Here is a 14233-nt window from a genome sequence, read left to right on the forward strand (position 1 = left end):
GCGCACCCCCAGTCCGGGCCTGGAGATCGCCCCCCAACCCCCCGCCGCTTCCGAAGAGAGCAGCCTCCCGCGATGCTTCAGTTCCTCATCCGCAGGTTGACCGGCGCCGTCGTCATCATGTTCCTGATCGGCGCGTTCACGTTCTTCCTGTTCTACACAATTCCCCAGGACTTCGCCGAACTCGCCTGCGGCAAGAACTGCACGCCGGAGAACATCGCGGTCATCCGCGAGAACCTCGGCCTCGACAAGCCCATCACCACCCAGTTCTGGGAGTTCATGGGTGGCATCCTGACCGGGCGCGACTTCGCCACCGGACACTGCTCCGCGCCGTGTCTGGGAGTGTCCTTCGAATCCCGTGAGCTGGTCTGGGACTCGATCATCGACCGCTTCCCGCTGACGCTGTCGCTCACCGTCGGCGGCCTGGTCATCTTCCTGGTCCTGGGACTCGGTTCGGGCATGCTCGCCGCCTGGAAGCGCGGCACCGTGGTCGACAAACTGGTCAGCGGCTCCTCCATGGTGCTCAGCTCGTTCCAGATCTACTTCCTGGGCCCGATCGTCCTCGGCATCCTCGTCTACAGCACCGGCTGGATGGAGAATCCGAAGTACGTGCCGTTCCTGGACGACCCCGCAGGCTGGGTCGTGGGGATGATCATCCCCTGGGCGGTCATGGCGACGATCTTCACCGCTCAGTACACGCGTATGGCGCGCTCCACCATGATCGAGCAGCTCCAGGAAGAGCACGTCCGCACCGCCAAGGCCAAGGGCATGCGGCAGCGGTACGTATTCTTCCGCTACGCCTGGCGTGGCTCGCTGACCCCGATCGTCACCATCCTCGGCATGGACCTCAGCTCGCTCCTCACGGGCGCGGTGGTCACCGAGTTCACCTTCGACCTCGCCGGGGTGGGCCGGCTCGCGGTGGACTCCTCGCTCAACAAGGACCTGCCGCTGACGATGGGCGTGATGCTGTTCGGAGCCTTCTTCATCCTGCTCCTGAACATCGTCGTGGACATCGCCTACGCCTACATCGACCCGCGCGTGCGCCTCGCCTAGGAGAACGACCGTGACCACACTGACCAAGACCGAGGGCACACCGGCCCCGACCGGGCCGGGGGCCTTCCTCTCGGTGCGCGACCTGCGGGTGCGGTTCTCCACCGAGGACGGCATCGTCAAGGCGGTCGACGGGCTCTCCTTCGACGTCGAGCGCGGCAAGACGCTGGGCATCGTCGGCGAGTCCGGCTCCGGCAAGTCCGTCACCAATCTGACGATCCTCGGACTGCACAGCGCCAAGACCACCTCCATCGAGGGCGAGATCTATCTGGACGGCCAGGAACTGGTCGACGCCCCCGAGAAGGAGATGGAGAAGATCCGCGGCAACAAGGCCGCGATGATCTTCCAGGACCCGCTGACGGCGCTCTCGCCGTACTACACGGTGGGCCGGCAGATCGCCGAGCCGTATATGAAGCACACCGGCGCCTCCAAGAAGGAGGCGAAGGCCCGCGCCATCGAGATGCTGGCCAAGGTCGGCATCCCGCAGCCCGCGACGCGCTTCGCCGACTACCCCCACCAGTTCTCCGGCGGTATGCGCCAGCGCGCGATGATCGCCATGGCCCTGATCTGCGACCCCGATCTGCTGATCGCCGACGAGCCGACGACCGCGCTCGATGTGACCGTGCAGGCCCAGATCCTCGATCTGCTCAAGGACCTCCAGCAGGAGTTCGGGTCCGCCATCGTCTTCATCACCCACGACCTGGGCGTCATCGCCAATATGGCCGACGATCTGCTCGTGATGTACGCGGGACGGGCGGTGGAGCGCGGCAGCGTCCGCGATGTGCTCCGCACGCCCAAGCACCCGTACACCTGGGGTCTGCTCAGCTCGATGCCCCGGCTCGGGGGCGATATCAACGAAGCGCTCACCCCGATCCCCGGCTCCCCGCCGAGCCTGCTCAACCCGCCCACCGGCTGCCCCTTCCACCCGCGCTGCGCCTTCAAGGACGAGGTCGCGGACGGGCGGTGCTCGGGGGAGCGGCCCGCACTGGCCGACGGGCGGGCCGCCGCCTGCCACCTCACGTCGGAGCAGAAGCAGACCATCTTCATCGATCAGATCAAGCCCCGGCTGGGCTAGGAGACGCAGAGACATGAGTGAAAACGTCACTCTGCCGCAACAGCAGGGTTCCACCGAGGTCGGTACGGGCGAGCCACTGCTCACCGTCGAGGGCCTGAAAATGCACTTCCCGATCTACGGGGGCTTCCCCTTCAAGCGCAAGGTCGGCGCCGTCAAGGCGGTGGACGGGATCGATCTGACCGTGCACAGCGGGGAGAGCCTCGGTCTGGTCGGTGAGTCGGGCTGCGGCAAGTCGACCACCGGCCGGCTGATCACCCGGCTGCTTGAGCCGACCGAGGGAACGATCACCTACGCGGGGCAGGACATCAGCCACGCCAGCCGCAGGGAACTGGCTCCGGTGCGGTCCGAGATCCAGATGATCTTCCAGGACCCGTACTCGTCGCTGAACCCTCGGCAGACCGTCGGCTCCATCATCAAGAGCCCGATGGAGGTCAACGGGATCGAACCGCCCGGTGGCCGGGAGAGCCGGGTGCGGGAGCTGCTGGAGACCGTGGGTCTCAACCCCGAGCACTACAACCGCTTCCCGCACGAGTTCTCCGGCGGCCAGCGCCAGCGGATCGGGGTGGCCCGCGCCCTCGCGCTCGAACCGAAGCTGATCGTCGCGGACGAGCCGGTCTCCGCGCTGGACGTGTCCATCCAGGCGCAGGTCGTCAATCTGCTCCAGAAGGTCCAGGAAGAACTGGGCATCTCCTTCCTCTTCATCGCGCACGACCTGGCGATCGTCCGGCACTTCTCCCAGCGGGTGGCCGTGATGTACCTGGGCAAGGTGATGGAGGTGGCCGACCGGGACTCGCTGTACAACCGGCCGCGCCACCCGTACACCCACGCCCTCCTCTCGGCCGTGCCCGAGGCGGATGTGGACTCCCACAAGAAGGAGCGCATCCGGCTCTCCGGCGACGTCCCCTCGCCGATCATGCCGCCGTCCGGCTGCCGGTTCCGCACCCGCTGCTGGAAGGCACAGGACAAGTGCGCCACGGACGAGCCCCCCCTCGTCCAGCTCTCCGGCAACCGCGACGGGCACCTCACCGCGTGCCACTTCCCGGAGGAGCCCTCGATCGAGGCCCGCACGCAGGACGTCGTCCTGGACCCGGCGCTGGCGGCGCTGGAGGACCGGCGGAAAGAGTCGTAGCGGCGCGGTGCGGCCTCCCGCCGGGGCGCTGCCCGCTGCCCCGGACCCGCGCCTCAATCGCCGGCGGGGCTGGTTTGCCTGCTCGGGTGCGCAAACCAAGCCTGTTGGGGGTCCCCCGGACGAAGTCTGGGGGAGTTTGAGGACGGACCCCGAGCCCCAGGGGGCGGCAGCCTGCGGGCCTGAGCGCGCACTTTCAGCCCGTCCGGCGATTGAGGACACCCCGCAGGGGTGCGCATCAGCCCACGCGGGGCGCGGGCCCAGGCCGGACGGCGGAGCGACTCGTCCGGACGGCGGCGGCCGGAGTGCGGAATGGCCCGGTGCGGGGTGATATTCGGTCCTAGGGCGAGACTCAGGACGGGAGGCACCCCATGCGTGGAGCCACGCACGCCAGATGGGCCGCGTGCGCGATGGCCATGGCCCTCGCCGCGACAGCCTGCGGCGGTGGCGGCGACAGCGCTGGTGGCGCCAGTGGAATCATCAGCGCGTCCTGGGGCGACCCGCAGAACCCGCTGGAGCCCGCGAACACCAATGAGGTGCAGGGCGGCAAGGTCCTGGACATGATCTTCCGGGGCCTCAAGCGGTACGACCCGAAGACCGGTGAGGCCAAGGACATGCTGGCCGAGAGCATCGACACCTCGGACTCGGTCAACTTCACCGTCACGGTCAGGGACGGCTGGACCTTCAGCGACGGCGAGCCGGTCACCGCCAAGTCCTTCGTCGACGCCTGGAACTACGGCGCGAGCCTGAAGAACAACCAGCGCAACGCGTACTTCTTCGGCTATATCGACGGGTACGCCCAGGTCCACCCCGACTCCGGTGAGCCGACCGCCGACACCCTGTCAGGGCTGCGGGTCACCGGAGAGCGTACGTTCACCGTCAAGCTCAGCCAGAAGTTCTCCACCTGGCCCGACACCCTCGGCTACGCCGCCTTCGCCCCGCTGCCCCGGGCCTTCTTCGACGACCACGCAGCCTGGCTCGCCAAGCCCGTCGGCAACGGCCCGTACACCGTCGACTCCTACGCCCGGGGCTCGAAGATGTCCCTGCGCAAGTGGGAGGAGTACCCGGGCCCCGACCAGGCGCGGAACGGCGGTGTCGACCTCGACGTCTACACCGACAACAACACCGCCTACACCAATCTGACGGCGGGCAACCTCGACCTCGTCGACGACGTACCCGCGTCGCAGCTCAAGAATGTGACGGCCGACCTCGGCGACCGTTACATCAACACCCCCGCCGGGATCATCCAGACCCTCGCCTTCCCGTTCTACGACAAGGCGTGGGACACCCCGGACGGGGCGAAACTCCGTACCGGTCTCTCCCGGGCGATCAACCGGCAGCAGATCACCGACACGATCTTCCAGAAGACGCGCACCCCCGCCAAGGACTGGACCTCGCCCGTGCTCGGCGAGGACGGCGGCTTCAGCGAGACCCTCTGCGGCGATGCCTGCGACTACAACCCCACCGAGGCGCGGAAGCTGATCGAGGAGGGCGGCGGCATCCCAGGCGGCCAGATGAAGATCTCGTACAACGCCGACACCGGCTCCCACAAGGACTGGGTCGACGCCGTCTGCAACAGCATCAACAACGTGGTCGGCAACGACCGCGCCTGCGTCGGCAACCCGATCGGCACCTTCGCCGACTTCCGCGACCAGATCACCAAGTCCCAGATGCCCGGCCCCTTCCGGGCCGGCTGGCAGATGGACTACCCGCTGATCCAGAACTTCCTGCAGCCGCTGTACTACACCAACGCCTCCTCCAACGACGGCAAGTGGTCCGACCCCGCCTTCGACCGACTCGTCGACCAGGCCAACGCCGAGACCGACACCGCGAAGGCCGTGGAGACCTTCCAGCAGGCCGAAGAGGTCGTACGGGACCAGATGGCGGCCATCCCGCTCTGGTACCAGAACGGCAGCGCGGGCTACTCGCAGCGCCTCTCCGACGTCTCGCTGAACCCCTTCAGCGTCCCGGTCTACAACGAGATCAAGGTCGGCTGACGCCGGCGGGCGAGGGGCCCGGCGCGGACCGGGCCGGTGCGCACCGGGCGACCGGCCCGGCGACCCCTCCGCCGCACGCCCGGCCGCCCCCGCCGGCCCCTCGACCCGCCGTGACCACGACCCCGACCCCGGGAGACAGCCATGGGACGCTATGTGATCCGGCGTCTGCTGCAGATGATCCCCGTCTTCTTCGGCGCCACGCTGCTGATCTTCCTCATGGTCAATGTGATGGGCGACCCCATCGCCGGGCTCTGCGGCCAGCGCCAGTGCGACCCGGCCACCGCCGCCCGGCTGCGCAGTGAGTTCGGCCTCGACAAACCGGTGTGGCAGCAATACCTGACCTATATGGGGCACGTCTTCACCGGGGACTTCGGCACCGCCTTCAACGGCCAGCCGGTCACCGAGCTGATGGCCGACGCGTTCCCCGTCACCATCCGGCTCACCCTGGTCGCGATCTGCTTCGAGATCGTCATCGGCATCACCCTCGGCGTGCTCACCGGGCTGAAGCGCGGCCGGCCCGTCGACACCGGCGTCCTGGTGCTCACCCTCGTCGTCATCTCGGTCCCGACCTTCGTCACCGGTCTGCTCCTCCAGCTTCTGCTGGGCGTCGAATGGGGCGTCATCAAACCCGCCGTATCGCCCGAGGCCCCCATCGGCGAACTGCTGGTCCCCGGGCTGGTGCTCGCCTCCATCTCCCTCGCGTACGTCACCCGGCTCACCCGCACCTCCATCGCCGAGAACGCGCGCTCCGACTATGTCCGTACGGCCAGGGCCAAGGGCCTGCCCAGAAGCCGGATCATCACCCGGCATCTGCTGCGCAACTCACTGATCCCGGTGGTCACCTTCATCGGCGCCGATATCGGCGCGCTGATGGGCGGGGCGATCGTCACCGAGCGCATCTTCAATATCCACGGCGTCGGCTACCAGCTCTACCAGGGCATTCTGCGCCAGAACACCCAGACGGTCGTCGGCTTCGTGACCGTGCTGGTGCTGGTGTTCCTGGTGGCGAATCTCCTCGTGGACCTGCTGTACGCCGTGCTCGATCCGAGGATCCGCTATGCCTGAGCCGCAGTACGACGACGGGGGAGCGATCGCGCCGACCGGCGCGGGCGCCGCGATGGACCTCGCGACCAGCGAGGGCGAGAGCCTGGAGCGCCCATCGGCCGCCCCCGGCGGCCCGCTCGGCACCGGACCGGGAGAGCGGCCCCGCAGTCTGTGGTCCGACGCCTGGCGGGATCTGCGGCGCAACCCCGTCTTCGTCGTCTCCGGGATGATCATCGTCTTCCTGGTGCTCATCTCGATCTGGCCCGCCCTGATCGCGTCAGGCAACCCCCTCCAGTGCGATCTCGCCAAGGCCCAGGAGGGCTCCCAGCCAGGCCACCCCTTCGGCTTCAACGGACAGGGCTGCGATGTCTACACCCGTACCGTCTACGGAGCCCGCACCTCGGTCACGGTCGGTGTCTGCGCCACCGCCGGTGTCGCGCTCCTCGGCTCCGTACTCGGCGGCCTCGCCGGCTTCTTCGGCGGCGGCTGGGACGGGGTCATCTCCCGGCTCACCGATGTGTTCTTCGGTATCCCCGTCATCCTCGGCGGTCTGGTGCTGCTCTCCGTCGTCCACTCCACCACCGTCTGGCCGGTCGTCGGCTTCATGGTGCTGCTGGGCTGGCCGCAGATCTCCCGGATCGCCCGAGGCTCCGTCATCACCGCCAAGCACCACGACTACGTCCAGGCCGCCCGCGCGCTCGGCGCCTCCAACTCCCGGATGCTGCTGCGGCACATCGCGCCCAACGCCGTCGCGCCCGTCATCGTGGTCGCGACCATCGCGCTCGGCACCTATATCGCCCTGGAGGCGACCCTGTCCTACCTCGGCGCCGGACTGAAACCGCCCACCGTCTCCTGGGGCATCGACATCTCCTCCGCCTCGCCCTACGTCCGCAACGCCCCGCACATGCTGCTCTGGCCGGCCGGGGCGCTGGCGGTCACGGTGCTCGCGTTCATCATGCTCGGCGACGCGGTGCGCGACGCCCTCGACCCCAAGCTGCGCTGAGGAGCCGCCATGAGCACCGCAAGCCCCGCCGACGCGGCTCCCGCCCCGCTGCTGGACGTCCGGGGGCTCCAGGTGGAGTTCCGTACCCGGGACGGCGTCGCCAAGGCCGTCAACGGGGTCGACTACAGCGTCGAGGAGGGCCGGACCCTCGCCGTACTCGGCGAGTCGGGCTCCGGGAAGTCGGTCACCGCCCAGGCGATCATGGGCATCCTCGACACACCCCCCGGGCGGATCACCGGCGGCGAGATCCTCTTCCGCGGCCGGGACCTGCTGAAACTCAAGGAGGAAGAGCGGCGCCGGATCCGCGGGGCGCAGATGGCCATGATCTTCCAGGACTCGCTGTCGTCGCTGAACCCCGTCCTCAGCGTCGGCGACCAGCTCGGCGAGATGTTCACCGTCCACCAGGGCATGAAGAGGAAGGCCGCGCGCGCCAGGGCCGTCGAACTGATGGAGTGGGTCGGCATCCCCGCCGCGAAGGAGCGGGTCGGGCAGTACCCCCACCAGTTCTCCGGCGGAATGCGCCAGCGCGTGATGATCGCGATGGCACTCGCCCTGGAACCCGCGCTGATCATCGCCGACGAGCCCACCACCGCGCTCGATGTCACCGTCCAGGCCCAGGTGATGGATCTGCTCGCCAAGCTCCGGAGCGAGCTGAACATGGGCCTGATCCTGATCACCCACGACCTCGGCGTCGTCGCCGATGTCGCCGACCGGATCGCCGTGATGTACGCGGGACGCATCGTCGAGACCGCCCCCGTCCACGACATCTACCGGGCCCCCGCCCACCCCTACACCCAGGGCCTGCTCCAGTCGATCCCGCGCCTGGACCAGAAGGGCAGGGAGCTGTACGCGATCAAGGGCCTGCCACCCAATCTGATGAACATCCCGCCCGGGTGTGCCTTCCACCCGCGCTGTCCGATGGCGCAGGAGGTGTGCCGGACCGACGAACCACCGCTGTACGAGGTGTCGGGAGAGCGCGGCAGCGCCTGCCACTTCTGGGAGCAGACCCTGAGGGGTGGGCCGGCCGGGGGCCTCGGGCGGGGCGGGGGCTCCCGGCAGGGTGGGCCGACGCGGGACGGCGGGTCGGCCGGGGACGGCGGGCCGACGCGGGACGGCGGGTCGGCCGGGGACGGCGGGCCGACGCGGGACGGCGGGTCGGCCGGGGACGACGGGGAGGCACCCCGTGGCTGAGGCGATCCTCGAAGTACGGGATCTGGTCAAGCACTATCCGCTCACCCGGGGTGTCCTCTTCAAGAAGCAGGTGGGCGCGGTCAAGGCCGTCGACGGCGTCGATCTCGACGTCGTGGCGGGCGAGACCCTCGGCATCGTCGGCGAGTCCGGCAGCGGGAAGTCCACCCTCGCCAGAATGCTGGTCAATCTGGAGCGGCCGACAGCCGGGACCATCCGCTACAAGGGCGACGACATCACCGCGCTGTCGGGCCGCGCGCTGAGATCCGTCCGCCGGAACATTCAGATGGTGTTCCAGGACCCGTACACCTCGCTCAATCCCCGGATGACGGTCGGGGACATCATCGGTGAGCCCTACGAGATCCACCCCGAGGTCGCCCCTAAGGGTGACCGGCGACGCAAGGTGCGGGACCTGCTCGATGTGGTGGGCCTCAACCCCGAGTACATCAATCGCTATCCGCACCAGTTCAGCGGCGGCCAGCGGCAGCGCATCGGTATCGCCCGGGGCCTGGCCCTCCGGCCCGAGATCATCGTCGCCGACGAACCCGTCTCCGCGCTCGACGTCTCCGTCCAGGCTCAGGTGATCAACCTTCTCGACCGGCTCCAGAGCGAGTTCCGGCTCAGCTATGTCTTCATCGCCCACGATCTGTCGATCGTGCGGCACATCTCGGACCGCGTCGGCGTGATGTATCTCGGCCGGATCGTCGAGATCGGCCGCGACGAGGAGATCTACGACCACCCCACGCACCCCTACACCCAGGCCCTGCTGTCCGCCGTCCCGGTGCCCGACCCCGAGGCCCGCGAACACCGCGAACGCATCCTCCTCGGCGGCGACGTCCCCTCACCCGCCAACATCCCCTCCGGCTGCCGCTTCCGCACCCGCTGCTGGAAGGCCCAGGAACGCTGCACGCTGGAGGTCCCACTGCTGGCCGTACCGGCAGAGTTCCGCTACACGGAGGGCCCTGCCCAGCACCCATCGGCCTGCCACTTCGCGGAAGAGAAACAGGTCGTTCCCCCGGTGGAGTGAACCGTCCCAAGCCAATCCAGCCCGGTCGGCCGGAAGGAGAGCTTTTCAGCCCCGCCTGGGGGTACCTCCCAGGCGGAGCCCTGGGGGAGGTTGAGGCGCTGGGGGTCCCCCCACGCCCGCTAGGGCGTAGGGGGCGGGTTCGGGGGCAGCGCCCCCGACAAGGACCCGCGCTACCCCACCCCCGCCCCCACCCTCAGCACCCGCCGCAAAAAGCTCACCTGAAGCAGCAGCAGGTTCTCCGCCACCTGCTCCTGCGGCGTCATATGCGTCACCCCGCTCAGCGGCAGCACCTCATGCTCGCGCCCCGCCGCCAGCAGGGCCGACGACAGCCGCAGACTGTGCGCCATCACCACATTGTCGTCGGCCAGGCCGTGAATGATCATCAGGGGGCGGGCGGGTTTCTCCGGCGAGGTCAGTCCGTCCTCCGTCACCAGGGAGTTCGCCGCGTAGACCTCGGGCCGCTCGCCGGGATCCCCCAGATACCGCTCGGTGTAGTGGGTGTCGTACAGCCGCATATCGGAGACGGGCGCCCCCGCGATCCCGGCGTGGAAGACATCGGGCCGCCGCAGAACGGCCAGCGCGGCCAGATAGCCGCCGTACGACCAGCCACGGATCCCCACCCGCCCCAGGTCCAGAGGAAACGAATCGGCCAGTGCGTGCAGCGCGTCGATCTGATCGTCCAGGGTCAGCGTGAGGTTGTCCCTGACCGACTTCTCCCAGCCGGGGGAGCGGCCCGGGGTGCCCCGGCCGTCCGCGACGACCACCGCGAAACCCTGGTCGGCGAACCACTGCGAGGTCAGATGGGCGTTGCGCGCGGCGTACACGCGCTGGCCGTGCGGTCCCCCGTACGGATCCATCAGCACCGGAAGCGGTCCGTCCGACTCCTCGTACCGCGTCGGCAGCAGGACCGCGCACGGAATCCGGCGTACCCCGACCGCGCACAGCCGGGGCCTGGCCGTCAGCACCGGGGGCTCCGCGTAGGAGTGCACCGGGGCGACCGGTTTGCCGTCCCGCAGGATCTGGACCGAGGTGCCGTCGGCGTCCGCACGGGCGGACGCGAGCACCGTCACCGCGCCGGAACGGGCCGCCGCATGCACCCCCGGGCCCTCCGAGATCCGTTCGACGCCCCGGTCGCCGACCCGGTAGACATGGACCTCGCCGATCTCCGGATCAGCGGCGTCCTCGCCGGCGACAGCCGAGATCAGGACGTCTTCCGCACCGATGTCGAGGACCGCGCGCACCTGGAGAGCGGCCCCGGTCAGGGCCCGGTCGCCGACCGCCAGCACCCGCGCCCCGCCCTCGTCGGCGATCCGTACGAGACGGCCGTCCGGCGCCCACGCGGGCACCCCGGGGAAAAGATCCAGCCAGATGGGATCCTCGTCGACATGTACGGTCCGGGTCGCGCCGGTCGCCGTGTCCACCGCGAGACAGCGCTGCGTACGCTGATCACGAGCCTGTACGAGCAGCAGCGGAGCGCCCGCGTCGGACCAGTGCACCCTCGCCAGATAGGGCAGCCGCTCGCGGTCCCAGAGCACCTCCGTACGGTCGCCGTCCAGCGAGACGAGGAACAGCCGGACATCGGCGTTGGGCGTCCCCGCCGACGGGTAGGCGATCTCCTCCGGCTCCCGGTCCGGGTGCGCGGGGTCCGAGATCCACCAGCGCCGCACCCGGCGCTCGTCCACCCGCGCGACCAGCAGCCGATCGGAATCGGGCGACCACCAGAAGCCGTGCGGACGGCCCATCTCCTCCGCCGCGATGAACTCCGCCGTGCCGTACGAGCTGTGCTCGTCCTCCGGCTCGGCGAGCGCCCTGTCCCCGGTGCCCGCGCTGTCCCCGGTGCCCGCGCTGTTCCCGGTGCCCGCGCTGTTCCCGGCGGCTTCGGTGTTCTCGGTGTTCCGGGGCCCGTCGGCGCTCTGGGGGTCCTCGGTGCCGATGACCCGCAGTGAGCCCCGGGAGGCGTAGGCGATCCACCGGCCGTCGGGGGACGGGCGCGGGTCGATCACCGGCCCCAGGGCGGGCAGTTCGCGGGCCGTCCCGGCCCGCAGCTCCGCCGTGAACAGCCGCCCCGAGAGCGCGAAGACCGCCAACTCGGCCGCTCTGTCCACCGCGTAACCGACAATTCCCGCCGATCCCTCACGGCTGCGCTCGCGCCGGGCCCGCTCTTCGGGGGACAGTTGCTCATGCGACCCGCCGAGCAGCACCTGAGGGTCGGCGGCCATCCGCTCCTGCGGGCGTCCGCCCTCTCCGTCCAGATCCAGCACCCAGAGTCCGCCGCGCCGGTCGGTCCCGGAGGCCGACCGGATGAAGACCACCCGGGAACCGTCCGGGGACACCGTGAAAGCGCGGGGGGCGCCCAGGGTGAAGCGCTGGGTCCTGGCGTACTGGCGCGGAAAGGAGAGCTGCGTCCTCATGGTCATACGACCGAACCTAGCGGTCGTGCGCCCCCGTGTGCTGCCGTGCACCGATCGATGCGTTCGCACGGATAGTTATGATCCGTAGCGCAAGGTGGGTAGGAACCATCTGGCAACTGCAAGCTGCCTGTCCCGACCGAATATCTGTGGAGGTGAACCGCCGTGGCACTCTCGATTTCGGCGGTGGTGCTGCTGGCGATCGTCGTCTTCCTGCTGATCCGGAAGTCCGGGCTCAAGGGTGGGCACGCGGCGGTCTGTATGTTGCTCGGGTTCTATCTCGCCAGCTCGTCGATCGCCCCGACGATCAGAGACCTGACCACGAACGTGGCGGGAATGATCGGCGACTTCAAGTTCTGAGATCCGCCTCTGACCGATCCGCCTCTGACGATCCGCTTCTGCCGACCGGCATCCGACGACCGGTATCCGACGATCCGCTGATGATCCAGTTTCCGATGATCCGAGCGATCATGTCCGACGGGCCGGGGGCGTCGGAATCCGATGAGCGGGGCCCCCGGGTTTTGGCGCGGCGGTGCGGCCCTGATCGTAGGCTGTCCCATATGAAGGATCTTCCTGTCCGTCGTCTGCTCCTGGTGCACGCGCATCCGGACGACGAGTCGATCAACAATGGCGCGACGATGGCGCTGTACGCCGACGCCGGCGCGAAGGTCACCCTGGTGACCTGCACCCTCGGAGAAGAGGGCGAGGTCATTCCGCCGGATCTCGCCCATCTCGCACCGGACCGTGACGACCGGCTCGGCCCGCACCGGGTGGGTGAACTGGCCGCGGCGATGAAGGAGCTGGGCGTCACCGACCACCGCTTCCTCGGCGGCCCCGGGCGCTTCCGTGACTCCGGGATGATGGGCGCCGAGCAGAACCGCCGCGAGGGCGCGTTCTGGGACACCCCCGTCGATGACGCGGCTCCGTATCTCGTGGAGATCATCCGTTCGGTGCGCCCTCAGGTGCTGGTGACCTACGACCCCCGTGGGGGGTACGGGCACCCCGACCACATCCAGGCCCACCGGGTCGCGATGCGCGCGGCCGAACTGGCGTCGGAGCGCGCCTTCCGCCGCGACCTCGGCGATCCGCACACCGTCGCCAAGATCTACTGGAACCGTGTCCCGCGCTCGGTGGCCGAGGAGGGTTTCGCCCGACTCCGCGCGGAGAGCGGTACGGATTCCGTAGGCGTAGGCGTAGGCGCGGTCGACGACGTCCCGGGTGTGGTCGACGACGCGGAGATCACCACGGAGATCGACGGCAGCGCGTACGCGGAGCGCAAGGCGGCGGCGATGGCCGCCCACGCCACTCAAGTCACCGTGAGCGGGCCGTACTTCACGCTCTCCAACAATCTGCGGCAGCCGATGTTCGCTACGGAGTACTACCAGTTGGCGGCGGGTGAGCCGGGCACGCCGTCCGGCGAGCGCGAACGGGATCTCTTCGCGGGCGTCGCGGGAGCGGAGGGCGTTCCCGGAGCCAGGGGAAGTGGCGGGACCACGGGGACTTCCGGGACCGAGGGGAGGCCCGGGACCGAGGGACGTGTCGGGACGGCGGGAACCCACGAGGCCACGGGGACTCCCGGGACCGCGGGAGCGAGTGCGTGAGCGGCGTCGGGAGGTCCGGTGCCGGGGCCCGGCCGGCGGGGCCGTTCGGGCCCGGCAGGATCGCCGCGTATCTCGGCCTCGCCGTCTTCGGCGCGGTGGTCGGGGCCGCGGGCTCACTGGTGCAAGGCGCCTGGTTCCCGGGCGGTTTGCTGCTCGCGCTGCTGGGCTCCGCCGGACTTTTCTACGGCTCTCTGCGGGCGACCGGCACCCAACTCGGTGTGGCGGCGGCCGGTACCGGCTGGCTGGCCGCCATCGTGGTGCTGAGCACCGGACGGTCCGAGGGCGACGGGCTCTTTCCGGCCGGAATCGGGCCGCTCGTCTTCATTCTCGGTGGAGTAATGGTCGCTGTGATGTGCGCCACCATGTCGCGGGTCGCGCAACCGGGCGGCGGCGACGGCCGACTTGACCCGTAGAGGACGTGCGGTGCCCCCGGCTGACAGCGGGTTCGGCGGGCCCATAGGGTGGTTCGTCACGGAGGTGGGAAGCCCCCGGTCCGGCCATGCGCGTCGGTCGACGGAACGGCGCATTCCCACAGTCACAGATTGAGTGTCCGTGGCGGCCAGTATGGTGGTGCGCGCCGCCGAGCCGCCCAAGCAGTAGCTATCCAGTGAGACAAACGGGCGGCGAAGCCAACCGGGAGAACCTGCTTTGAGTCGTGAAACTGACAGTTCGCCCTCCGGGCCTCAGGGGCGCGGCGGAGCCGCGTACCCCTCGGGG

General features: G+C 69.4%; 12 protein-coding genes. 11 read left to right on the forward strand and 1 reads right to left on the reverse strand.

Features of this window, described 5'->3' with window-relative positions; translation table 11 throughout:
* Positions 1–72 precede the first annotated feature (72 nt).
* From ACWF94_RS15480 to ACWF94_RS15515, 8 genes are all read left to right on the forward strand, one after another.
* Complete coding sequence (locus ACWF94_RS15480; RefSeq protein WP_453487866.1) at positions 73–1050, forward strand: ABC transporter permease; 978 nt, start codon at positions 73–75, stop codon at positions 1048–1050.
* A 10-nt stretch (positions 1051–1060) separates the two neighbouring features.
* Positions 1061–2122: an ABC transporter ATP-binding protein gene (locus tag ACWF94_RS15485; protein ID WP_453487867.1), complete on the forward strand. Its 1062-nt coding sequence runs from the start codon at positions 1061–1063 to the stop codon at positions 2120–2122.
* Between the two features lie 13 nt (positions 2123–2135).
* Complete coding sequence (locus ACWF94_RS15490) at positions 2136–3251, forward strand: ABC transporter ATP-binding protein (RefSeq protein ID WP_453487868.1); 1116 nt, start codon at positions 2136–2138, stop codon at positions 3249–3251.
* 368 nt (positions 3252–3619) lie between these two features.
* Entirely contained in the window at positions 3620–5245 is a 1626-nt protein-coding gene (locus ACWF94_RS15495) for a peptide ABC transporter substrate-binding protein (protein WP_453487869.1), read from the forward strand.
* A gap of 141 nt (positions 5246–5386) precedes the next feature.
* A complete protein-coding gene (locus tag ACWF94_RS15500) occupies positions 5387–6310 on the forward strand; it encodes an ABC transporter permease (RefSeq protein ID WP_453487870.1) in 924 nt (307 codons plus the stop codon).
* On the forward strand, positions 6303–7292 hold the full coding sequence (locus ACWF94_RS15505) for an ABC transporter permease (protein ID WP_453487871.1): 990 nt from the start codon (positions 6303–6305) through the stop codon (positions 7290–7292). The genes ACWF94_RS15500 and ACWF94_RS15505 overlap by 8 nt, the downstream gene beginning before the upstream one ends.
* 9 nt (positions 7293–7301) lie before the next feature.
* Positions 7302–8483 carry an ABC transporter ATP-binding protein gene (locus ACWF94_RS15510; RefSeq protein ID WP_453487872.1) on the forward strand — a complete coding sequence of 394 codons (1182 nt, stop codon included), beginning with the start codon at positions 7302–7304 and terminating at the stop codon, positions 8481–8483.
* Entirely contained in the window at positions 8476–9507 is a 1032-nt protein-coding gene (locus tag ACWF94_RS15515) for an ABC transporter ATP-binding protein (RefSeq protein WP_453487873.1), read from the forward strand. The genes ACWF94_RS15510 and ACWF94_RS15515 overlap by 8 nt, the downstream gene beginning before the upstream one ends.
* Before the next feature lie 170 nt (positions 9508–9677).
* Here the strand turns inward: ACWF94_RS15515 and ACWF94_RS15520 are convergent, their stop codons facing one another.
* Positions 9678–11924, reverse strand: coding sequence for a prolyl oligopeptidase family serine peptidase (locus ACWF94_RS15520; RefSeq protein WP_453487874.1), 2247 nt, complete (start codon positions 11922–11924; stop codon positions 9678–9680).
* Positions 11925–12080: 156 nt separating this feature from the next.
* Here ACWF94_RS15520 and ACWF94_RS15525 point away from each other — a divergent pair, with 156 nt between their 5' ends.
* From ACWF94_RS15525 to ACWF94_RS15535, 3 genes are all read left to right on the forward strand, one after another.
* Positions 12081–12275, forward strand: coding sequence for a hypothetical protein (locus tag ACWF94_RS15525; protein WP_453487875.1), 195 nt, complete (start codon positions 12081–12083; stop codon positions 12273–12275).
* 200 nt (positions 12276–12475) lie between these two features.
* On the forward strand, positions 12476–13516 hold the full coding sequence (gene mshB, locus ACWF94_RS15530) for an N-acetyl-1-D-myo-inositol-2-amino-2-deoxy-alpha-D-glucopyranoside deacetylase (protein ID WP_453487876.1): 1041 nt from the start codon (positions 12476–12478) through the stop codon (positions 13514–13516).
* On the forward strand, positions 13513–13929 hold the full coding sequence (locus tag ACWF94_RS15535) for a DUF6113 family protein (RefSeq protein ID WP_453487877.1): 417 nt from the start codon (positions 13513–13515) through the stop codon (positions 13927–13929). Before mshB ends, ACWF94_RS15535 begins: the two co-directional genes overlap by 4 nt.
* Positions 13930–14233: the final 304 nt, after the last annotated feature.

The organism is Streptomyces sp. NPDC055078, from assembly GCF_053607985.1.